We start from the raw sequence: 24,051 nt of genomic DNA on the forward strand, positions 1-24,051 counted from the left end.
GAGACCGGCTACCGCTGGATCTGAATCGCAACCCCTGATGGGGCTAGCCCCATCAGGGGTTCAATATAACAGGACAGAGTTTAGTTTACACTACCAGAACAAGCACAAATATTTACTAAATCACAATATATTTATGACTTTATAGCTGAAATAGAGAACCAAAAAACTAAGCTGGATCTAACCAAGGAAGAGAAACTAAAATTTGAAGCATGGATTATTTGGGCAACAAATCATGCTGATCGCCTAAATCCAGTTAAGCAGACAATTAATGAGATTTTGAAATAAACAAAATGTTGCCCGTTGACAATAAATGCGACTGTCTGGTATAAGTTGGGACGATACTGAATTATGAAGTGTGATTTTTATTTCAGGTGGTAGCCTAAACCGAAACCTCGGCATCAATATCTCTACTGAGACAATCCAAGTAATACTTGCTAAGGCGTGCTAATGGTGTATATAACTCTTGCGTTGGGCTGAAAGGTTGTTCCTCTGTTTATTCCCTTCATGCTACTTATACTCATTATCCTGATAAACACGATCTCTTAACTCGCCATAAAGGATGCTGTTAACATTACTTTTGTCGGCATTGAGCTGATTGGCTATATCTTTGGCTTTTATTCCATTATTAGATTGAACTATTTTTAGAATTTCCTGCTGCAGACTCATAATTCTTATTATTTCAACACTTTGATCATCGTTAGTTAGTTAGCAGCCTATTTAAAAATTCATCAGCATCAAACGATGTCATATCTAAATTCGATACGTATGCTTGAAGCCGTGCCCTAATTTCATCCAAATCAAGAGGATCGCGATCATCAATGAATCCCTTCTCAATTAAATAGTTTTCGAGTTCCTCAATCTTATTTGTTCTGAAGCCTGAAATCTCCCCATCCAGAAGAGAAGTAAGCAACTTTGCTGGATTACCATTTAACTCACTAAGTTTCTTAGATACTTCATTAATAAAATTATCAGAAACAGCACTCGTCGATTCTAATATAGATCGATCAATGGGTTTTGGACGTCCTTGCTGATATAACTCTTGAAAACGTTCGAGTACTTGTACTTTGCTTTCCAATCTGGCAATAACTTCATCATTAAGATCCTCTATTACTCCACCATGATTTATAAAGCTTTTCAAACTACCCCATGTATTGAATCCCTTATTCAGACACTGGTAGAGAAGATCTTTGTCATCAAATAAATACCAAAGATGAAGTTGCGTGGGTTGGTCCTTTAGCAGGTCAAATTTTGCTACATCTACCTTGTCAGAATATTCTTCATAAGTCTCTCCATTCGGTTTTGGTATATCTTTCAAAAGAGAAAGAGACTCCACATCCAATTCTTTATAGGAATCCCAATCAGTCTCATTAACGCCTTCTTCCAGACCATATAATTCAAATTCTACCCCGTCGACCTCAGATAAATAAGTATGCCATTTTGCTACTTCATCAGCCTGGGCGGTAAAATAGAATATTTGTCTACCTTCTTTACTTATTTCAGTCAAAGCTTCAATAATAGCCTTAGCCCGATCATCGTCGCTATTTGCCAGCAATTCATCGGCCAGTAGCGGGAGCTTTATATTTGATTCTTGCGTCTCTACAAAAGCAACTCTGATGGAAAGTAAAAGCTGAATGCGCGTTCCGGTTGATAGCTCATCCAACTTCTTGCCCAAGTTCTCTTCAGTATCATAGGCAATGAATTCTGGCTGGTCCCGATCATCGGTATCAATTTCATATTTACCCTTCGTAATACGGTTAAATAATTCTTTTGCTCGTTGAAAGACCGGTGGTCTGTTCTGTTTTTTAATTTTACTCTTTAACTGGTCAACCAATAATTTTCCAGCTACGGAAGAAACATTACTTTCATATAGTTGATACAGATTCTCTAAGGCTTCATCACGTCTTTTTAAGGCCAGCTCCAGATTATTGCCGGCTTTTACATTATTTACCTCCGTCTCAATCTGCGTAATATTTTCTTTTATACCATCCAGTTTGCCAGCTTCTGCTTTAAGCTCTTCAAGTTTGTCTTTAGCCTGATCGGTTGAGATCTCATCAATATCCAACTGTTCCCGCTCATACCATGAATGCTCTTTCATATCTTGTCTCTTCTCCGATAATCGAGACTTGCTTACATTGTATTCCTCCTTAACTGTCTCAAAATTGTCTTTTTGACCCAATAGCTTTTGAACCTCTGCTTTCTGACCAACGGGTATTTTGAGCTTGTCATATACCTGTTGCAGGTCTTGGGTCTTGTGTTCTTTTAGTTCTTCCTTCTCTTCAATCGTGTCTTTTTTATTGGCAATTTCTTTTTCCGCGCTTTGCCTGCTTCCTTCCTGATCCCTAAGATTCTTAAACTTCGCTAAGGCTTCAGCGCTATCCCCAACGGATGCAAAATTATACCGAGTAAGCAGCTCATTACATTTCTGTATTTCTTCTTCTAACTTCGCTTTTTGCTGGTCCCTTTTCTTTTCCAAAGCCACTAACTCCGTATCGGCTCTCTGCCATTCTTTAACATGGGTGATAAACCAATACAAGGCAGTGTAATTCTGCGGATCATTAAATGGCAATTTTGGTAGAGCGGAGAGTGATTTTTTTAAATTCTCAGCTGACTCTTCCACGTCTTCTATTTTATTTCCCAAATCTTTAAGCTGACTCCGGCGTTTGTCAATTTCGCGATCTACTCTCTCTTGCCAACTAGCACCTTGCAGCTCATTTACCAATTCAGCTAATCTGTCTTGGACCTCATCTGATTCCCAGTTTTCCGGCGGATTTAATCCTGTTTTACCATAATCCTGTTTTCTGATGCGAACAGACTCATTTTCTTCAGCGCTACTACTTTTAAATAGCCCAACTAAAACCAGAATCAAGATGATTGATAGGGCTATCAAACCAGCCACCCATGAGAAGAACAGTCCTATACCCCCGAGCAGTGTAATAGCCGCTATTAGTTTGAATACCCATAGAGGAAACGTGGGTATGCTGGATCGCGGCTCTTTTAACCATTGGGTGAGTATATCAATGCCCTTCTGCAGCAGCGATTTATCAGGAACATCCTTCAATTCATTTTCCAGTTCATTTATCTCTTTTTCCAAAAAGCTTTGAGTGCTTGCTGTTTGATGTGCCTCTTGCAAAAATTGATCGAGATTTTCTATATCCCGTAGGCTAAGTTTATCAAAGTTTTCGGCATCTACTTGGTCCCCTAAACTTTTCAGCGTATCGTCTTTTGCTTCGCGAGTTTTTTCAATATCAGCATCTAAGTCAGTGATCTTTTTTTCCAACTCTTTAACCTGATCAACTCGTTCTTCTAGCTCGGTCAAATCTTCCGAATCAACACCTTCTTTCGGAATATCGAGCTCTTCTATTTGTTCTTGGTATTCTTGTCTCTCTTCTTTGGCTTTCTGGATAGTCTGTTTAGCATCATGAATTTCTTCTTCAATTCCTTTTATACGCTCTAACTCTTCACCGTGAACGCTTTCTAAAACTTCCGGAAATTCTTCATATTCCGCTTTTATTTGTCCATAATCCTGCCTGGCCTCCAGAAACGATTTAATCCGTTCATAAAGCTGCTTCCGCTTTTCTGCCTTTTCAGCATCTTCTTTCTTCTTATATAAATCGGCAAGCTGTGCTTCTTTGTTTTTAATCTCATTTTGATCTTTAGTCGTTTTCCTTACTTCCTCATTTGCCTCTTCATAGGACCTATACTCAGAAGATCGATTCGTTTTTATATGATCAGAATAGTCAAGAGCCGAAGCCGCTTCTTCAAGATCATAACCGCCGATTGATTCTTTGATAATCTTTCTGGCCAAGTCTCCTTCTTCAGCTTCTATTAACTTGTGCAAGGCCAGCATATACCGGCTTCGCGCTTCTGCTGCCGGAATCCCCGTAAATCGCTCATTTTTTCCTTCTCGCTGGACAAGAATATCATTAGAGTCAATACGGACCTTCCAATTATCATCATCGATTTTGGCGTCGGCTTCAACTTTTAAACCCTTTGTATCATGCTGCCAAATAATTCGCTGAATTGCTCGTGCAGTGGAGCTTTTACCGGAAGCGTTGGGACCAGCAATGATATTTATCTGAGGTGAAAGTCCTTCATAAGCTTTAAGCCCACGAGGAAGGCCCGGCATTTTCTGAATGTCCAGATTACTTATTCTGAAAACCTGTTTATCCATAGAAACTAAATTTACAGTTGCTCATTTTGTGAAAGCAGCTCCGCCAAAAGGTGACGACATTCTCGCAATAAAAGATCCTTTGTCTCGGAGAGATCCATTAGCTCTTGCTCTTCGCGTATCTTGAGCGGACGATACGTTTTATTCCTATTTATCTTTTCGAGGCTATCCTCAAATTCACTCATAAAATCGTTCAGGAATTCCGAATCCTCTCCATTTTCCAAATCCAGGATCATCTTTGCTATCGTGCCCGGGGGATTTGGTTGACCAGCCAATTGTTCCAGGTTTTCAACCTCAGGTTCAGCCAGATTTTTAACTTTTCGGATAGAGACTTCGGTGTCGCCCAGAAGGACTTGCTCGAACTCTCCTGCAAACTGCGTCCATTGATCGAACTCAGTCAGGTTTGTATGGCGCCCGTTAAGTTCCACATCAAATACTACCGATGAAGCGTGCTCAAACTCTTCAGGCTGATCTTGAACCCAATCGGTAAGGTCGCCCACAAGTCTATCACGGAAATCCGTTTCGTCATCTATTCCGGTAATATCTATGGTGAACGTTTCGTATCTGACAGGTGATAAAGCCAGCTGCTCTATCGAAATCGAATCCCCGTCTCCTAAAGTCATGATATTGGGTCCGTGCGGTCCGCTTTCCTTAGCACTCAGGGCATGGGGTGAACCCGGATATAAAATGAGTGGAGCATTGTTGTTGAGAATATCCGGCTTGTGCATGTGGCCTATTATCCAACTATCGACATGGGAAGTAACTAAATTGGAGAGTTCGATGGGGGCATAGTTGCTATTTTTATCATAAACATCTCCATGCAATAAGCCAACCGTGGGTAAATTTGGATCGAGCTCCTTGACATCATACGCCGAGGATGGATCTTGATTAATATGTTGCTTTGGAAATGACCAACCTAAAAACTGAATATATTCTTCACCGCATTGCACTGTGATCTGCTCCCACCTTCCTTTTTTGCCCAGAAGATGAACATGGTCATATTTATCACTTTTTAGTATATCCGGGAGAACATCAAAATCATGATTACCCGAAACCATGACCACGGGAATCCCAGCTTCGCCCAATATTTCAAATCCCTCCTGCAGAGGGCCGATAGCCTCGTAAAACCGGTTATCCCGGTCCACCACATCTCCCGCCAGGGCTACAGCATCGATATTGTTATCTACAGCATATTTGACCAGCCTTTTCCAGGTATATTTTGTAGCATTCTCTTCTGAACTTTTGGGTACTGCTGAAGATGTTCTCCCGAGATGCAGATCCGCAGTGACTAGTAGTTTTATTGGCATATTATTGCTTTAAAGATTAAAAAAGCCGGTTTTAGTTGCGATAAAACCACATTAGACAATGTTTTGGAATTTTATTTTAGCATGCCAACCTTTCTAAAAATTTCGGTTATCTCTTTATCCTCCGCTGTATGGCCATGTTCTAAACTTTTCAAGGTACATATCCCGTTCTTCTCATAAAACTTATCCAAATGGAATATTGCTGGCCTTCCACAGGATGGACACTCTCTTCTGGTTAAATATGGTCTAAGTAAGTTGAGAGTACCATTTCTATCTTTAATATACAGGCTATCAGCTTCAAGCTGATTATCTTCAGATAGACTAGTTTCTTCAGGAACTAAAGGGTGATCTCCCATTAACTTTCTATACGTATATGTATTCAGTTCTCTTACTGAGTCCCATTTAGTTGACTCAATTTGGATCAATTGAAATTCAGATAAAAACTCTGTGTGTTCCAAAAGTATTTCTAATTCCTTTTTAGCATTATCATAATATTCTTCTACATCCTTTCCAGATGGTCCTCTTAAATGGGCTTCATCATTTCTTCTATCGGCAAGAGAACCTAACACTTGATTTGCATTTTCATCTCTCAAAAAATGGAAAACTTCCTGGAAAGGAATCCAATCTTCAACTATTTCAGAAAGATTTTTCTCATTACATTCTCTAAGTAATCCGATCCAGTCGCCTAGACTAATGCCATGCTTAGATGGCGAACTAAGTCTCTCCGCAATTTCTTCGACTTTTTTGATTTGAAAATTCGAGAGCTTACGACTAGAAATTATTGCGAAAGTAGAAATGTAAATTAGTAGCACCTCGAAGGTTTCTAAAATTTTTTTATACCCTTCAAGATTAGGGTTTGATGCTTCTATCTCCCTCCACCTATAAGCAATTGGATGGGGAAACAAATTTCTAACTCTATAACTAAGTTTATCGACCTCCTTTGCTGCTTCTAATCTCTGTCTAAGCAGCCTTCCCTTTTTTAATAGCTCATTTTTCCCTTCTTCACTTGACTCCACTTCGAATAGTTTTTTAACAGAATCGTCGCCCAGCTTTTCCCAGTCATGGAATGTATCTCTTGCAATCCGTAAATCATTAACTGCTACCCTTAAATTTTCATTGAGAATTGGTATAGGAAGCTCATTTAATATACTTGCATGTAACGTTAGGCCTGCCAAGTGAGCACTTAACCACTCCGCGGCAAGATTCGATCTCAGATATTCAACAATTATTTGACGCTCTTCGGTGGTTATATCCAATCTGGGCTCTAATACTATTATACTGTGCCCAGGCACAAAACTGTTTAAATAATCAGATCCTGATAAAACTAAATTTGAATGATTTAAATTAATAACCGTCCTGACACAAAGCGCATTTTCTTTAATTAATAATTCAGGATCAGGATCCTTCACCCAGTACCTAATATTATCTTCGTCAAGTGTTCCATCACTTTTAATATTTCTGCCTTCCAAAACTGGAATAGCTCCATCCTCATAATTCTCAAGGAGCTCATCTGAATCTCTCGCTAGATGTAGGCCCCGTTTTAGTTCAAAGAATTCATTTAGGTTTCTAACATCTCCAAGTTTATTTAACTCCTTGACTTTTTCTTTTAAACTTGGATCTAATAAATCGTACGCTATCCTATCACCTGGCTTTATAGGTTCTCTTCTTACAAATCCATACCTCGTCTTTCCTCCACCTTGATTACATAAAATCTTAAAATCCTTCCAAATTTCACTTTCACTAGCCGAGTATGAGCGATTTGATATTTTAAAAAAACGAACAGGAGTTGATTCTTGAGTACCAACTGTTAAGAATAGAGTACTTAAGGAAAATTGAGAATGTAGATTTAAACCTAGTTTTTCTAGACTAAAATCATTTTCCAAGTAATAATACAGCTGGTTCTTGGCGAATATTTTTTCTCTTATTGGTCTTCCTGACATGGTAATTGCGAAAGAAGGGAGAAGGAATGCTCCTAATAAAGTCTCACTTTTCAAATGTTCTACCGCTGACTCCAGTATCCAATCAGAAAGGTTTCTCCCAACAAAATTATGTTTGATTTCTTTTGAAACGTTACTTGGCTTAACCAATGAAGGGAAAATAAATACCCGGTCTGGTTCTTCCCGCTCAAATATCGTAGTCATTTCATCAATGTACTCAGTGCTCTCACTGAGTCTATAAATCTCAACATTTTCAGGGAATAAATCTGGCGGGATATTGAAAATTCTATCTTCGTCCGTACTATTCTCTTCTTGAGGTATTAAAGCGATACTTTTATCACTTGAACTATTAAATAATGTTCGTTCCAATATTTTTCTATAAAGATCAATCATAACGATAGATCTATTTTGCCATCAGTAAACAACCAATCATGAGAATTTTCGATATCTCCCATTAATACATTGCTTAGATCCATAGTTGGCCTCTTAAGCACATGCAATAATTCTTGAACCGTAGACCTATTAGGTACAATTCTTCCCCGATAGCTTGAAAAATTGCCAAGGTTATAAATAGCATTTAAAAGGGTCAAAACCTCAAGAATACTTTTTCGAACCTTCTCATGTAACCAAGCTAACTCATCTCGCTTCAAAGATTGATCATTACTTAAGTCACGATTTCCATGCACAAGATCATTTCTGAGCCTGTTTATTCTCAAATATTTATTTACAAATATTCTCTCTGTACCTTTACCTGTTCCATCAAGATAAGCCGCTCTGTGTGCAATTAATTTTGCTGGAAATTCATATTCCCTTTCATATTTATTTTTGAAAGCATCCTTATCTCCCTCTCCGAGTAAAGTATCCAGTGTGGTTATATACCAAAGCAATTGCTCGTATCCATGAGAAGTATAGGCTTTCGTAAAAAACTTTAGTGCATTTTTAACAAAGTTCCATTCTTTGTGAGAATCAATTATATCAAGTACTTCATCCGATAATGCCAATATCCTTTCTAATTCGTCACTTTCAGGTGACTTGAACTCCTGTGGTGAGAAGCGTCTTGGATAATCTGGCAAATATCGTCCAGTTTCTTGATCGAGCTCAGGCTCTACATTTAGACTGCCATACAAACCAGGCTGAGCATATGGCGTATCTATCAATGAGTGATGAACTCTCATGACTACAGGGAACCACAGTTCGTGATCAAATGAAGAGAAGTCGATTTCTTTACTTTTCCACTTTGCTAAGATTAACTGACCAATCTTCTCTTCAACTAAAGAGGGAAAGCTTGAATAATTGAAGGGTATATAATCTGACTTTTGAGTAATACTAAAACTGCGCCGACGAAGATCTTTGAAGGATACCGTTTCCCTAATAGCCAAACAATCGTATTGACATAGTATCTCAGCATTAACATGAGACTGTGGATAAAAAAACTTATTTGGCCTATTTAGTAGTTTTTGCTCCCACTCTTGGGCCTCCAGACTGATTATTTTAAATCCATCATTTACTAATATTTCATCTTTCAACCAAGTGCCTTCAATTGGGACTATATACCAACGATCTACAGTATCATCTACTTTATCAAAAGCATCCTGCAGTGCAGTAACATATTTTACAGGGTCAACTTCTTTACCTTCAAATAAGTTGAGATAAAAGCTTGAACGGCGAAGAAAAGCCTTTAACGTTTTTTCTATATCCCATTTATACTGTTCCGAGTATTTTTCGTCAACAGCTTTAAGTAGGTTCTTATACTGCTGTTGCTCTTTTATTTCTAAGCTTTTTACGGCCGACAGTAATTGATCTTTGCTATCCAGATCATTAGCATCGTCTTTTGCCTCTTGAAATACTGCCCTTGTCTTTTCTTGATATGTATAAAAAGCCTGTTCTAAACTATCCATTTTCAACTGTATGTTTTCCTACCCCTTGAGGTACCAGTTCATTTTCTACTAACCATTCAATAGCTTCAAAAAACTTTTCCCTTTCAATTTTCAGTTTATCTGGATGCCAGTTTTCTCGGGCTTCGGTTACTATAGTTTCTTTATCAATATCTTTTCCATCCAATAGAAGGTCATTCCAAGCTGCATAAACTGTAACCCTAACCTCTGATTCTTCCCGGTTAAAGGGAAGAAAAAGCTCAATGATCTTCTTCATTTTGTTGAATTGTTGGGGATGCTTTTCTTGAAGCTTTTGATTTAACTGATAAAGTTCTATATCAAAAATTCTCCCTTTGTAATAGGTATAATGCCCAGACTGTCCATCCTTTAAAGTAGTAAACCATCCCTTTTTCTCTGCTTTATATTCTGTGTTGTGCAAATGTTGAATATCAACAGGCCCGGCTGCATCTCTTTGTGGCGATCGCTCTTGATCAAGTCCTGCCTCATATTCTATTATATGGCATATTTTTTCACATTTGACGTGACCTAGATGCTTTTGATACTCTGAACTACTGCTATGGGCCTCTATTAAATTCATTACAACAACAGCCTGTGTATCATAGGAGCTTTGAAATGGTTTGACTAATTCAATGGATGATACTTTTTGCTCTGATTGGTCTGAAGATCCTACCAATCGGAGATTACTTTCCGACATCATCGGCCGCCCATCCTGCAGCCGCTCCCAAGCCTTTAGAACTAATTTCCTCGTTCGGTATTCACCGTATTTTCGAATCTCTTTGTTCTTGAGTACCCGAAATGTTTCTCCTGGAAAATCCTTTCCATGCTCCTCCTCGGGATCTAAGATGTAGCGCAGCTCCTCTTCAGTTAAGCCATAAAGTTTTGCGTAGTAGGCATCCAGTTCAGCTTTGAGAATAGCGCGCCGTTCTTCATCCCACTCAAAAGGGTCTCCATAATAATTTAGAGATTTGGCAAAGGGCTGTAAATTGTGAGACGTGTAGGTTAATTCTAAAACTCTTTGCTTGATAAATTCTTTATCCTCTTGCTTGTAATCATCTGGTTTAAGAACAGGCAATTGTTCTATTATGAAGAATGTTAAATTTGCTCCACCAGATTTTTGTCTGACGACAAAGTCAAAAGGAAGACTATTTAAATTTCCTAAGATCAGATACTTAAGTTCATCTTTTTCAAGAAAGATTAGTGGTTCACTATGACCAACTCCAACTATTGGAGTAATTGTACTGATAAAAGTCCGCTCATCAGTTGTTCTTGCTGTATTCCTGAAACCAAACAACCAATTGGGAGAATATTTCTTAATTATTTCTCCTAAAACTTCATCAAGCTCAAAATCAATAATCAATCCTAAATCTTCGTTGTCCGGTTCTAATTTCCGGACCATCTCACGGCATTCTTGTTTCTGCTTTTTAGTTTGAGGCAGGTACTCCTCCTTATTCAACCCTGCTTTTAAAATCAAATCAGTACTGCTATCCACATCATCCATATAGCCATACAGCCACCAGGCAGTATAGGTTTTCATCAGGTCTTCAGACTGGATTTTCCAGGCCTCAGAAATCTGTTGGGGTACTTTGGTCAACCGGCGCCAAACCTCTCGTTCGTTTACCCAGTACCGGGGACGAATGGAATAGCTGGGGTCCTGTTTCTCTTCTACTGTAACCTCTCGTGTATCCAATTCGCCATCTTCGTCCCAGTCAAAGGTGCTTAGCCGATGATCGTAATGCCAGATAAACTTAGCCTCATAGAGTGGTTTCCTGTTGGGAGCATCTTCATCATAAAAGAGGTTACTATCTCCTGACATATGAAACATAGTAGAGAAATTAATGCCCCATGGATTTTTAGTACTTATCTTTTTCCCGTCTTCATTGTATTGATGCTTAATGAGTACCGGAGTATTCTTGTAAATCTTACGCGTGAGCTCGGCATCAGGCTGGGTGCGGAAGATAGGCGTGGTCTTGGTATTGGGATTAATCCTCATCATATCTTCCGGCGTCAGCTTGAACCTACGAAGATCATCATCCAACTGGTTTGGATGAGTCAGGAAGAAGGCAAAATCGGCCTCAGTGTCTCGGTTTTTATAACCAGATCCACCAAGCGTTAAGAGACAAAACTTATAGCTGCGGTGTACTCCATCAAATAATCCTTCACTATTTTCAAAATCGAAATACGTAAGAATCGACTTTTTCTCGACTACATCACCAAAGAAATCCTGGTTGTAGTAATCGGTAGCAATACCGCTGGGTACAATAAACCCGGCACGGCCATCGGGCCTAATGAGTCCGCGATCCAACCCCGAAAATAGTTGGTAAGTATTGATATCACCTTTTGCCGTTAGTGGATACCGATCACTTTCTCGCACAAAGTTGCTAAAAGCCTCGGCAAAATGCTTAGCATCCTGATACTCATTATAAAGTGGATCGCCCTCATCTTTGAGTTTATTAATGAGTTTCGTTCTTGCTGCTTTATTCTTGGCATCAGCTATTTCTTCATCCTTACCCGCAAAGAATTCCTTCTCCTGAAGCTTTATGCGCTCCCATGGCGGATTGCCCAAGACTACATCAAATCCATTCTGCGCCTGAACCTCTGGAAATTCCAGCGGCCAGTGGAAGTATTTATCTTTTTGGGCCAGCGAATCCATTTTTCCCAAGAACCGAGCATTCGTTCCCCTGGGATTCGCTACATAAGAGTGTAACCTGCGAGTGGTAGGAATTAATTTATCGTCAATATTTTCATGGGTCTTCTGAATAAAGAATGCCCCCGTCCAAATATTGGCTGCATGGAGCGCATCTAGGTAGCTTTGTTCCGTCTTAAACTTATTATAAGCCTTTGCTTTTTGATTGATATCTTCAACCGTTTGCTCAGGCATTTGATCAATCTCTTCAAGTCGCTTCGCAAATTGATCCAACGCCTGTATTGCTGAGCCTGCCGTATCCTGTAATTCAGTTTGTTTGCCCTCTCTACGCTCGTCTCTGTTTCGCTTCTTAAGTTTCTTTGTGATTTCTTTTTCATCCCCAATAACATCATTAAATGCACCGTCAGGGATTCCCTTATCCAGTCGATCAAGGTCATCAAGCCCAACCAAGCTGTTACCGCATTTGATATGGTGATCAAGGAATGTCAACGGATATCCTACGGAATGGCTCTCTAACCACAAGGCAACCTTACAGAGCTCCACGGCCATGGGATTCATATCCACGCCATAAATGCAGTGCTGGATAACCTCTCTGCGGGCCTCCTTATGAGCATCAGGGCCCGGCTGATCTTCTCCCGTCCGCTCTTTGGCTAAATACTCGGCAATCTTTCGCGCCGCGGCCAGTAAAAAGTGCCCCGATCCCACCGCGGGATCACATACTTTTAAATCACGTAGTTTCTGGATTCGCTCATCTTTTCCGTCTGCTTCTTCCAATCGCTCTTCAATAACCGGGACAAGTGCCGATTTAATGAGTTCCTGTACCAACTCGGTCCGGGTATAATAAGACCCCGTTGTTTTTCGCTCTGTACCCTCTGCAAATTGAAACGCCCACTCGTTACCCAGTGAAACATTAACGCCTTTCTTAATCTTGGGATCATAATCCAGTAAGGCTTCATAGACCGAACCAAACTCTTCTACATCCAGTCCACCATAATTAACGCGCGTTAATTGTCCGTTTTCATTTTCAAAACGGGCAATGGCATCCAGGCTTCGCAACAGCACATCATTCGTGAGTTTACATTCAGAAAGGGGATCTAAGGCTACGGGACTAAACAGGTCTCCGTTGAGTGCCTGAATACCCAGTCGCTGACCAATGGCTTCTTTTTCAAAAAGAGCAAATGTCTGTGTTAAGCTTTCCCAGAGATCCTCCTCATCGGTATTGAGCTGGTGTTTACGCTCCGCTAACGACCGCAAGCGATTAATGCTGTAGTAGTTGTTATAAATAGATCGGTATTCTTGCAGCAGGTCCGCATCCCAATCAGCCTCCTTCGGTTTGGGATATATCATATTACGCTCTTCCGATACCATCAAAAACAGCAGCCGGTAGATAATTTTCAGCAGTTTGCCATAAAACTCGGTCGCGTCTATTTCACTATTTGCAATAAGCTGGCGAAGCTCTTCATTATCGGGATGTTTTAAGAAGCCGTTACCCAGCGTCTGCAAGCTAATCTCAACACTTCCACGCAATTTTTCGCGAATTCGCGCGCCGGATTCAATCGCATCCTGGTGATATTGTTCAATAATAGAATCCGGGCTCTCTTCGGGCTGTGTGGGCATTCGGCTGGCATGGATAAGCCGAAACATGACAGCAAAATCACTGTAGAGCTCATCTTCGAACATGGCCTCCAGATCGAACTCTACATAAGATAAGCGCGAAAGTCGGGTAGAGTCCCGTAGAAGACGTAATTTAGAACCGTTCGTTACCAGGCCATAAAGATGCTCGGTAAGATTCAGGTATTCCTGTACCAATCCGTGCGGAGACAGCCGGGATCCACCATAATCACGCTTTTGTTCCAGCTTATCTTTCGTACTCATAATATGAATCGGGAACCCGCCCAGATCCGTATCACGATGGCTTATGTTATAACTTTTGCCGTTCACCATTTCTGCTTTTTCAAAACTCAGCTCGTATCCCAGTGAATCCAGCAACGGTAGCATCCAATTGTTTCTGGTATCCGAGGTACCCCATTCCGACTCCTCCCAACGTGATTTCTTTTGCTTAAAAATCTCCCACTGCTTTCGGGCCAAACTATAAGCAAACTGAATTTCATCACGGAGTTTTTGATTTTTTGACAACCCAAAATCTTTAGAAGTTTGATAATCGTACCCCTCTTGACTCAATTTTGATAATATTTCGGCACTTAAAATTTGGCCTTCAATTGTTATGCTTTGAAAAGAATCCATAAAAATATGCGTTGCTTAAAATCGTGATACTTACACTTTCGGGAGGAGAATATACATCCCCATCACATCGGGAGGCAGAACAGGTTCAACACCGGTATATCTACCACCTCCCACAGCATCATGATATTGGTCGTGCGCTTCAATTAATTTTTCTGTTCGTTCTTTTGTCAAGCTTCTTAAACTTTCTTTCATAGTATCACTTTTGAAGTCATCGAGCTCCGCTTCTGCGAAATACTTTTTTTCTTGCTGAGAAAGGTTCGCTACAGCTTTTACCTTGTTCAGCAATTCTTTCACCTGGTCATGTTCTAAGTAATCATCGTCCCCTGGATCTCCTCTATACCCCCAGAGTACCATTTCTTCAGCTACCAACTCATTATTTCTTCTTTTCTTTGAAATAACGTTACGTACCCGAAGTAACAGTAGCGTTGTTTTAACATCTACCTGGTCCGTTCGCACAACCGACATTCTAGAAAACGGTGATTCCTCATCCTGAAATGCCAGCCCCATAACCTTCTGTGATAATTGCTCTATAAAGGGATGGTTACGTCCCAGGTAATAAACATCTTCAGGCAAGGGAGCTTCAAAACCCACCTTTATTTTTTCTTTATCCGGCAGTAGTTCTCTGAGTCGTTTTGAAAGGTGTGTTGTATTTAGATAGTACTGGTCTGATTTGTTTGGAACCGGTCGTAACTCAATACCTATATAATCGGCGGCATCCTTTACGAACTTTTCTACATCTGCAGGACTTCCAAGAGCTTCATCAGAATCCACCAAATATTCTTTAATTTCTTCCGGCTTTATGGCTCGCTGTGCAAAGATACTTCTGGTCGCTTCCTCACGACTTTTTGCACGCTCAATAGCCAAGCTTGCCTGATCTGCCCCTTTTTTAACTACCTCATTTTGGAAACCAAGCTGCAGCTGGCTCATATCTGTATTCACCGAACCGGGATTCAGTAATACCGCATTTAGCACAGCCTCCATAATGGATTTACTGTCATCAGGAAATGGAATGGAAATGCCGGTATCCTTTTTAATCTGTCGAGCCTTTCTTAATAGGACCTTTAAAACCGTCGCATCAATTGGATTACCACCTCCATATAAAAGTGCTGTCTTTACCTTAGAAGCTGTTTGCCCAAAACGATCTACTCGACCCTCTCTTTGTTCAATTCTATTGGGATTCCAAGGCAAATCATAGTGTAATACAGCCGTAAAGTGATCCTGGAGGTTTATCCCCTCACTAAGGCAATCAGTAGCAACTAACACCCTATACTTCTGTTTTCCTAAAGCCTCAACCTTTTCTTTTCGTTGCTCATCAGCTAACTCGCTGGTAACTGATTCTACTTCTGTATCACGAATATAGCCGGATGGTAAGTTATCACGAATTTGATCTGCCACGTAGTGAGCAGTGGAAATATACCGGCAAAATACTATAGGATTGTATCCGTCCTGTAGCCACTCCCCAACAGTGTCAATGGCTGCCTTCACCTTATTATCCTTAGACGGCTTACCTAAGTCTTCAAGTCGATTGGCATAATTTCTCAATCGTTGGGCTTCAGCTTGCTTTACCTCAAGTGATGAGGTAACAGCCGTCGGCTCAACATCCTCATCCTGCTCGTCATCATCCAAGACTAACATTTTGGCCGTTTCATCATCGACCTCGTCCAGCTCATCTTCTTTTTTATTTGCTCGTTTGCGCAACATAGAAACGCCTGCAGTAGGACTTGAAATAATACCTCGCAATAACCCAAGTGCTGTCCAGTAATGAATATGCTTCGACTCGGTATCAGCCTGAATCATCTCTTTTGCATAACCAAGGAAATCGGTAAAAAGAGCTTGATAATCACTGCTTAACTGGTACTCCAGCTCCTCAAATTCTCTTTCAGGGAATTGCGTTTCTTCTCCCATCCACTGAGTAACATCCCCACGTCTTCGCTGAACAAAATACTTTGATAGCTCCCTTCGGGTCTTTTGGTCTGAATTCGCAATCTCAACACTAGAAAATTCAGGCTTCAGCATTCCCAATATAGATTGGAAAGAAGTCTCAAATCCCCTGTGGGGAGTTGCAGTAAGTAGTAATAACTCCTGTCCTTCTTTTTTAGAAATATCCTTGATTAAGGAATGACGCATCTGTGTATTTCGGTGCTCACCAGGTGGCTCTGCACAGGTGTGTGCTTCATCAACAACTACCATTTCCGGGCACTCATTGATAAAGGTCTGCCGATAATTATCCTGTTTTATATAATCAATAGATATAACCTGATACGGGAAATAATTAAAAATAATCGTATCGGGTGGCATCTTGCGCTCCAGATAAGAAATAGACTCAGAGCGGATAACGACAGGATCAATATTGAATTTTTCTTCTAGTTCTTTAGCCCACTGATCGCAAAGGTGCGGGGGACAAATCACAGAAAAACTATCAATATCTCCTCGTTCTAATTTCTCCTTAACAACAAGCAGTGCTTCGATGGTCTTACCAATACCAACATCATCAGCAATAAGGAGTCGTGTTGTTTCTTGGCGTAATGCCATAATCAAAGGCACTAATTGATAGGCTCTCGGTCTGAATGATAATTTCCCGAAAGACCGAAACGGACCCGCCCCATTTCTAAATGATAATCTTATTGCATTGTACAATACATTGGTAGAAGAGATATCACCAAACTTATCAGGGGAAGGCAGCGGGAATTGAAAAGGCTTGGGACGATCCTTGCCATCAAGTAGTGGCAAATAAATTCCCGTTTCTTCTGTTTCCGTACCGCCAAGGGGACGTAATTTTAAAAGCTGATCGTTATTTGATGGCTGTACGACCCAGTTTCTATTTCGTACCGATACTAAAGTACCCGGTTTATACTCCATTCTTTCTTGTTACTTAAAATCTAAATTTGAACTTCTTTAAATATATCCGGACGACTCTCAACAAAGGAGTTAAAATCTTGATCATAACGATATACCAACACCTGGTACCCCTTTTTGCGAAGGGCTTTGCGTTTCTTTTCATCCTCAGTCTGTACCCCGGGCTTGTCATGAACATTGCCGTCAACAAAAATGACTACGTTAGGCTCGTAAAAGAAATCAGCATTAACGTATAACTCATCTATACTGTACTGTGCTTTATCAGGAAGTGCTAATCCACTATCTGCAAGATAATTCAAAAACTTTTCTTCAAGGCCGGAGTTTGGGTCTATTCGCTCCCGAAGATAATCAAGCTGCTCTGAATAATTTCTATTCGTTCCTTTCTTTTTTGGATCCGGCTCAGCAGCTTTAAGTAATTCCAGTGCCCCTTTTATCTTATGACGGTCCAGTAGTTTATGATGATATTGGTTGTAATAGCTGAGCAAATCATCATAAGATGCCTGCGGCAACTCTTTCTCATCTTCTTTTGGTTTCGTAAAGTGACAAATTTCATACGCCTTTTCTACTACCTCCCTGAATTTTCGGGGTTGATCAGACAGTGTTTTCAGAACCCCTAAGCTTCCTTCTGATGCCTCAAACACAAGAATATTCGGAGCTTCTTTATCTCCCATAAGCTCTACACGAATTTCATTGGGCTCCACTCTAAATACTTGCTCAATAGCATTTTTCAAGGCGTACTGGAGTGTTATTACTCCTTCATATTCTAATCCCAGACTGGATGTCGGGTGTAAATAAATCGCGTCAGCCGTATCCTTTACATAAAGTTGAACATTAGCAAATTCATCAACCGACTCTTCTTTTTCTTTATCTGCTATATTTCCTTTTTCCCATTCACCTGTAGTTAGGTTAAGCAGAAATCCTTTTTCGGTGGAGGTACGCCACCTTCGATTGATGAAGTAAAGCTGAGCTGCGGGAATGTACCTCATCGTCATCAAGTTCCCCTCACGCCCTTTGAGTTCGATGTTTCTGACCCGGTCCATACTTCCATCAACCTTGAAATAGGTATCAATCTCATAACCCCGGGATTGTCTTTCTTCCTCATTACATGAAATCCTTTTACGTGGCCTTGTCTGTACCTCTCCCATGTGGGTCAGGTTGTTAATAATCTCCCTGGAATTATCATCGTCAAGCTGTTCTTTTGTGAAAGGACATAATTCATTTTCGAAATCCTTTCCATCGAGGATATATCCACTTTTCTTTGCCACCTTAGCTCTAGTCAATTCTTGGGATGCATCATTGACATTCATCCTTGTCACAGAATAGGTAGAGCCGTTATGATAAATTATATTCCCAGGACCAAACTCTCTTAGGGCAATATTTCTGGGTCGAGAAAGATAATCTCCCTCCATACTTATCTCATGGGACGGCATATAGGCACGAATAGGAAGACGAGTAAAGTTGTACCCAGGCAGAAAGCCTTCTGAGGCTAAGTAGCGATAGGGGTAAAATTCTGAAAGATTTCCTCCTCCGCGATATTCATTTTTAAGCAAGGCTATTTGCCGCCTTGCCTGATCCTCATTTATACCAGCTAATTTCTTTTCACTACTTCCCGCTTGATACGTTGGATTATCGAGAATATTCTGAGCCGTTCTTCTCTGAGAAATGGCATCTTTGTATAGTGATCTCCACCTTTCTAAGGCTTCACTAAATCTACTAAACACATCATTAATCTTACTATCTAACCACTCTTCAGAATACCAAGGCAAATCCGATTTTATATCAGATATTACACGGTTGAATAGCTTTTTAATTTCAAGTTTCTTCCTGTCAGAAAAGTCGAACTTTAATTTAACTTCCTCTTTAATGGGCAAATTATCTTCATTCCCCAGGTCAAGAACATTTGCAAGCGAATCATTTAAATCCCTTAGACCTATCTCCGATAAACAGATTGCATTTAGATGACTCATAATAAGTTCTTCATTATGCATATCCATTCGAGGTGGCAATACCTCGCCGGCCACCATATCTTTTGAGTTTTTGAAATAGTGGCGATCATGGGAAGAATAGTTAGCGCAGTAGGTAAATGCTAATGCAGCCTGACCACTCCGTCCGGCCCGCCCACTTCGTTGGGCATAGTTTGCAGGGTTGGGAGGTACATTTCGCATATGCACTACATTTAGATCAGCGATATCTATTCCAAGCTCCATGGTAGGAGAACAAAACAGTGCATTTATATCTCCCTTCTTAAATTCCTCTTCCCTGTTTTGACGCTGTTCATTATTAATTTGACCTGTATGTTCGGATCCATTAAAAAACAGCTCATAATCCAACTGGTTCTTGTAAAGATCTCGGAAATAAGTATTAATCTTAGCTTCCGTATTCTTGTAGGACCGATTATTTACAGGATCTCCGATTAACGTTTCGCCATCACCTTGCTTCCATATAATGGCGTTAGCTAAAAGTTGGTATATCTTTTTTGTTTCTCCAGAGCCTCTATCGGGGACTTCTTCAATTTTAAAATATGTTCCACTGAGTTTATAAAGAACATTCCCAAGGAGCTCCCGGTACGATTCTTTGCCCGTTATATGTTCCTCTAACTCGGGTAATTCTTTCAAGTAACGCCCCAGCTTACTTAAGTACCCAATACTTTCAGTAGGAATTTTTTTGGGCTTTCTGTCAAAAGGACTAAAACGCATCCAATTTGGTCTTTCAATACGTTCATTTTTGTCAAATCCCCATTCCTCATTTAAAGCATCACTTATTTTTTTCTCGTTCTCTTCTACTCGATCCGGCTTCAAAGATTCATGGGCAATAGCATATTTTTTCCTGAAATAATCTAATATCTGATAAAGAATCTCGCGTCGTTGTTCAGGCATCATATCAGAAAAGCCAGGAATATCATTCCACCCTTCCTTCTTGCTTATCTCATCCAAATAGGCGTAATCAAGCTTAAGCAAGCCGCACTGTTCAAGATTAGGCAATGTCACCCGCCAGCCATATTTTAGATCATACAGTAAATCATATAGTAGTTTCTTTTTTAATGCCTCCTCATTGTGATTTACCACATGCATTGCATCTGGTGCAAGAGGGTTTTGGGCGTATTCCTCTTCCCTTAAATCAAGCGTTTTAAAAACAGATTGTGCAATAACCGAATGATCTAACGAATTATCATCCGCCTGATTTAGTGCTTTATAGATAGCCGCCCTTAGTCGTACTGTTTTGGTAAAATCATTGAAGTGACCTGCTTGTAAGGAAGCATCCTGTCTAACATCAGTAAAACTTAATAGCTTGCTTGCCTCTTTATCATAATTAGCCTCTTTCAGTGCTTTGACAGTTGCCTGCGAAATAACTGATGTAGCTGTACTTCTCGCTTCACTGCCTAACTTTGTGAGCTTTGTATATTCACTTGTTGAACCGTGATAGAAGGCTCCAGCGGTTGGATCGAATGGTAATGGTGATTTGATAAACCATGCCTTTACGTAACCTTCCTCCTCAGTAAGGGAGTAATTACCCTGACGATCAACCCAAATCTCATGTGGTACTTTTTCTTTATACTTCTTTCGAATCTCTCCCTTTTTAGTTTTCCAAGAATCGGGCAGATAGGTAATATCATCATACCTCCAAACCAGTTCATCGTGATCAAAGACGATATAACCACTGCTCAAGTCCTGTTCCTCATCTTCTTCTGAAGTCTGTTCATTAAAATCACGTTGTTCTAAAGTCAGATCAGCTTCATTTTTCTTTACGCAGATAAACTCGTGACCGGATACCCGACTAAACACCACAGGATACAATGGAACAGATTCTCCCTCTTCTACAGTAAAGTAACCGGCATCCAATTTAATATCTTCATCAATATCCCTTTCCGCCGGGCTTATTAATTTCACATGGACCGATCCCGTTTGCGAGATGAACTGATGTAACTTATAAGGCAGCCATTTTTTACGAATTCCTTTGTCTTCGTTCTTAACATTTATTTGTTCTGCCCATTTTAATAACTGCCTGATCTTTTTAGCACACCATTCAACCTCCACTTCAGTAAGCTCCGAAAGTTTTTCGGAAATTTCATTAAGTGTCCGAGGTTTTTGGCGAACATACTGGCCTTCTTTCTCTTGAAGTCCGATATCCCGTTCAAGCCATGCCCCTAAGGCATTCTTTTTTAAATTCTCAGCCCTATCATTGATATCAATCTTTTCATCAAGAGCCTGAATTAATTTCTGTTTCTTCTCTTTGGGATTAAGCTCTTCAAATCCCAACTCAAATGCCTCATCAATAACCTGACCTTCAGTAAACTTTTTGCCGAAGATAGTTTTTCCGACATCTGCAACCGCTTCTCTCTGTTCTAATAACGTACTACCGGTAGCCATCGTAGCGGAAGTCCCGATGCATACTAAATCATTTCTGCAAGCACTTCTGATACGTCTGATCTGCATCGCTACATCTGATCCCTGCCGCCCCCTGTAGGTATGAAGCTCGTCAAAAACCAGAAACTTAAGTGACTGCTTGAAGCTTTCCCGCAAGTTCTTTTCTCTCAGCCTGGTCATGATGAGCTCCATCATCATGTAATTGGTCAAAATTATATCAGGCTGTTCTTCAATAATACGTTCTCGTTCAGTATCGCCTTCTTGTCCTGTATATTGCGCAAATTGTATTGGAAACTCCTTACCTGATTCAACATAATTACTCTCGTACTTTTCAATTTCATTATACTGGGAATTAATTAATGCATTCATAGGATACACTATGATTGCTTTGACCCCATCCTCATCCGGGTTACACAATACATAATCGAATATAGTCCCCAAATAAGTTAATGACTTACCTGACCCTGTACCGGATGTGACAATGAAATCTTCACCTTTGGTACCAAACTCTAAGGCTTTGACCTGGTGGTCATACAAATCGTAACCCTTAAAAATATTATTAACTTCCGGATGTAGAACTCCCTTTTTACAAAGATTTTCTACACTTTCTCCTTTTTTATAAGAAGGGTTGAACTGAATTAGTGGTTCAGGCCAAAGTTTTCCCTCGCTAAGCTCTTGATCTACCTTTTGCCTTATCTTTTCATCTTTAATATCAATAAAAGACTCAACAAAAGATTCGTATTCCCCGATTATCTGCTGATGAATATCAAATATGTCCACAACGAAAGAGGTTAATTTAAATAAAGACCAACCTGCTCAACAATATGTAAAATTTGTAGGATTGGCTAAGAAAGATTTAAAGTGTACAATTAAATATTCTGGATTAATGAATTATAAACGTGTTCATAAGCTTTATTTTGGTCGTATTCAACCTCAGGACGTAATAAAGCCTTTATATCTCCCGTAAATTCTCTGTCTTGCATCTTTTCTTCCATATTGAGTTCGAACTCTCTGCTCGTGGGCGGTCGGTTGTCATTTTCTTCAATATATGCCCGGAAACACCGAATAATACTTCCAGTATCAACTTCAATATTTGTAAGAGCATAATGGAGATCAAAAAGATCGCGCCCCTTTTTGCGCTGATATAATGCTCTAAGCTTAGTCCCCAACAGTTCTTCTGGCTGATAGGTCACGATATCTGCAGAACCGCTAAACCAGCGATTTTCGACAGCAAAACTCTGCTCATTTAAATCCAATATGTTTATATGTTCCCTCGTATTAATCTCAATTTTAATACGCATTTCTGGTGGCGGCGGATATTCCGTTTCGAAGGAATAATACACAGTCCAATTATGATCGGCTGATTGCACCTCTCGGTCTTCCTTTCCTCCAAGAAATAATAATTGGTCGCGAATAGCTTCGAGTATAGGTTTAATACGACCTTCCTTGAGTTGAACCAGATCAATATCTTCTGAATAGCGAGCCTGAGGATGTAAGAATAATTTGTGTAGTGCTGTCCCACCACGGAAAGCAAGGTGTTCTCTTAAAAGATCATTTGAAAACAGTTCTACTAAAGCTCTTGAAATAACCAGATCTTGTTCTATTTGTGCATCTTGTTGCCAAGGAGCTGTAGTACGCCAAGCATCTATATAAGCCTTCGGTATCATAATTCTGCTTCAATCTCTATGTTCGGTATTACTTTCCAACGATTTGGAGCGCGTTGATTATCGCTTTCTTCAGACGTACTTAGTTTAGTAGGATAAAATGTACGTTCATCAAGAGCTTGGTAAATAGCATCTGCCAATTCAGCTTTACTGAGCACCTCATCAATTATATATCCTAATCGTTGAAGGGTCGTGGTTTGGTTGAATCTTTGTGCTGCTTTAAAGAGATCTGACGATTCAATATTACTTTGTAATTCAGATAAAACGGTAGCTGCTCTATTAAATCCGCCAATCCGATCTACATAGAATAACAGATCAAAAGCTGTTAGCTCAGGTGATGAAATATTTATAAAGCCTGCATCTGTTTTTTGCTCTTGGATATCTTTTTTATTCCACTCCTTTTTTAAACAAAACACTATAGATTGTCGCCGATTATCTATAGGACGAATATAGGATGAATCATGAACAACAAATTGTTGCTGAGGTTGTTGGTGCGCTGCCCCATGGTACATGGCGGCCGTCAATAAGCCAACATAATATTCACGATCCAGGAAGGTCATTAAATCATCAATGAAATATCCAAGGGGAAGGGTCTGTCGCGTAGAATATTCAGGTGGTATTATTAAGTAGAACTTATTTCGTAATCGAGAAATTTTGTTCTGTTCAAGTAATCGTTGAGTCGTTTTTTTAAAAGCATTTTCAGATAACTCAAACTCTTTCTTTACCTCATCTGCAGTAAACGTAAAGCGGCCCCGGCTTCTTTGCCGATCTAAAAATGAATCTAAGTATTCGTAGTGATTATTAGCCATAATTTTAGTTTTTACCTACAAAATGGGTGGAAGTTCGACCCCTTTTGCAGTTAATAACTAAAAAACTATTTAAAAACAACCATATTATTGATTAACCTAAATCTAATTCATGTAACTGGCGATAGCCCCTTTCATTTAAGGAGTTTAATGACATTACTTATGTCAT

10 protein-coding genes are annotated in these 24,051 nt (G+C 39.9%); all 10 read right to left on the reverse strand.

Annotated elements, in window-relative coordinates; genetic code table 11:
* Window positions 1-507: 507 nt before the first annotated feature.
* Entirely contained in the window at window positions 508-666 is a 159-nt protein-coding gene (locus tag ACG2E4_RS15615; protein WP_395277147.1) for a winged helix-turn-helix transcriptional regulator, read from the reverse strand.
* Between the two features lie 31 nt (window positions 667-697).
* Entirely contained in the window at window positions 698-4,171 is a 3,474-nt protein-coding gene (locus tag ACG2E4_RS15620) for a hypothetical protein (protein WP_395277148.1), read from the reverse strand.
* 11 nt (window positions 4,172-4,182) lie between these two features.
* Window positions 4,183-5,475, reverse strand: coding sequence for an exonuclease SbcCD subunit D (locus tag ACG2E4_RS15625; RefSeq protein ID WP_395277149.1), 1,293 nt, complete (start codon window positions 5,473-5,475; stop codon window positions 4,183-4,185).
* Window positions 5,476-5,546: 71 nt separating this feature from the next.
* Window positions 5,547-7,802 carry a hypothetical protein gene (locus ACG2E4_RS15630; RefSeq protein WP_395277150.1) on the reverse strand — a complete coding sequence of 752 codons (2,256 nt, stop codon included), beginning with the start codon at window positions 7,800-7,802 and terminating at the stop codon, window positions 5,547-5,549.
* A complete protein-coding gene (locus ACG2E4_RS15635) occupies window positions 7,799-9,307 on the reverse strand; it encodes a hypothetical protein (protein ID WP_395277151.1) in 1,509 nt (502 codons plus the stop codon). The genes ACG2E4_RS15630 and ACG2E4_RS15635 overlap by 4 nt, the downstream gene beginning before the upstream one ends.
* The gene (locus ACG2E4_RS15640) at window positions 9,300-14,192 is read right to left on the reverse strand and encodes an Eco57I restriction-modification methylase domain-containing protein (protein WP_395277152.1); all 4,893 of its coding nucleotides are present in this window, start codon (window positions 14,190-14,192) and stop codon (window positions 9,300-9,302) included. Before ACG2E4_RS15640 ends, ACG2E4_RS15635 begins: the two co-directional genes overlap by 8 nt.
* Before the next feature lie 30 nt (window positions 14,193-14,222).
* The gene (locus ACG2E4_RS15645; protein ID WP_395277153.1) at window positions 14,223-17,051 is read right to left on the reverse strand and encodes a helicase-related protein; all 2,829 of its coding nucleotides are present in this window, start codon (window positions 17,049-17,051) and stop codon (window positions 14,223-14,225) included.
* A gap of 20 nt (window positions 17,052-17,071) precedes the next feature.
* Window positions 17,072-22,192, reverse strand: a complete 5,121-nt coding sequence (locus tag ACG2E4_RS15650) for a DEAD/DEAH box helicase (protein WP_395277154.1) — start codon at window positions 22,190-22,192, stop codon at window positions 17,072-17,074.
* Window positions 22,193-22,281: 89 nt separating this feature from the next.
* Window positions 22,282-23,079 (reverse strand): nucleotidyl transferase AbiEii/AbiGii toxin family protein, encoded by a 798-nt coding sequence (locus ACG2E4_RS15655; RefSeq protein ID WP_395277155.1) that lies wholly within the window; start codon window positions 23,077-23,079, stop codon window positions 22,282-22,284.
* Complete coding sequence (locus ACG2E4_RS15660; RefSeq protein WP_395277156.1) at window positions 23,076-23,885, reverse strand: type IV toxin-antitoxin system AbiEi family antitoxin; 810 nt, start codon at window positions 23,883-23,885, stop codon at window positions 23,076-23,078. The genes ACG2E4_RS15655 and ACG2E4_RS15660 overlap by 4 nt, the downstream gene beginning before the upstream one ends.
* Window positions 23,886-24,051: the final 166 nt, after the last annotated feature.

The organism is Halalkalibaculum sp. DA384, from assembly GCF_043951955.1.
In the GTDB taxonomy this organism is placed as follows: Bacteria; Bacteroidota; Rhodothermia; order Balneolales; family Balneolaceae; genus JAMQKA01.

Bases quoted from the DNA above. Each gene is read 5' to 3' on its own strand.
- ACG2E4_RS15615 (WP_395277147.1), bottom strand. From the start codon at position 666: ATGAGTCTGCAGCAGGAAATTCTAAAAATAGTTCAATCTAATAATGGA.
- ACG2E4_RS15620 (WP_395277148.1), bottom strand. From the start codon at position 4,171: ATGGATAAACAGGTTTTCAGAATAAGTAATCTGGACATTCAGAAAATG.
- ACG2E4_RS15625 (WP_395277149.1), bottom strand. From the start codon at position 5,475: ATGCCAATAAAACTACTAGTCACTGCGGATCTGCATCTCGGGAGAACA.
- ACG2E4_RS15630 (WP_395277150.1), bottom strand. From the start codon at position 7,802: ATGATTGATCTTTATAGAAAAATATTGGAACGAACATTATTTAATAGT.
- ACG2E4_RS15635 (WP_395277151.1), bottom strand. From the start codon at position 9,307: ATGGATAGTTTAGAACAGGCTTTTTATACATATCAAGAAAAGACAAGG.
- ACG2E4_RS15640 (WP_395277152.1), bottom strand. From the start codon at position 14,192: ATGGATTCTTTTCAAAGCATAACAATTGAAGGCCAAATTTTAAGTGCC.
- ACG2E4_RS15645 (WP_395277153.1), bottom strand. From the start codon at position 17,051: ATGGAGTATAAACCGGGTACTTTAGTATCGGTACGAAATAGAAACTGG.
- ACG2E4_RS15655 (WP_395277155.1), bottom strand. From the start codon at position 23,079: ATGATACCGAAGGCTTATATAGATGCTTGGCGTACTACAGCTCCTTGG.
- ACG2E4_RS15660 (WP_395277156.1), bottom strand. From the start codon at position 23,885: ATGGCTAATAATCACTACGAATACTTAGATTCATTTTTAGATCGGCAA.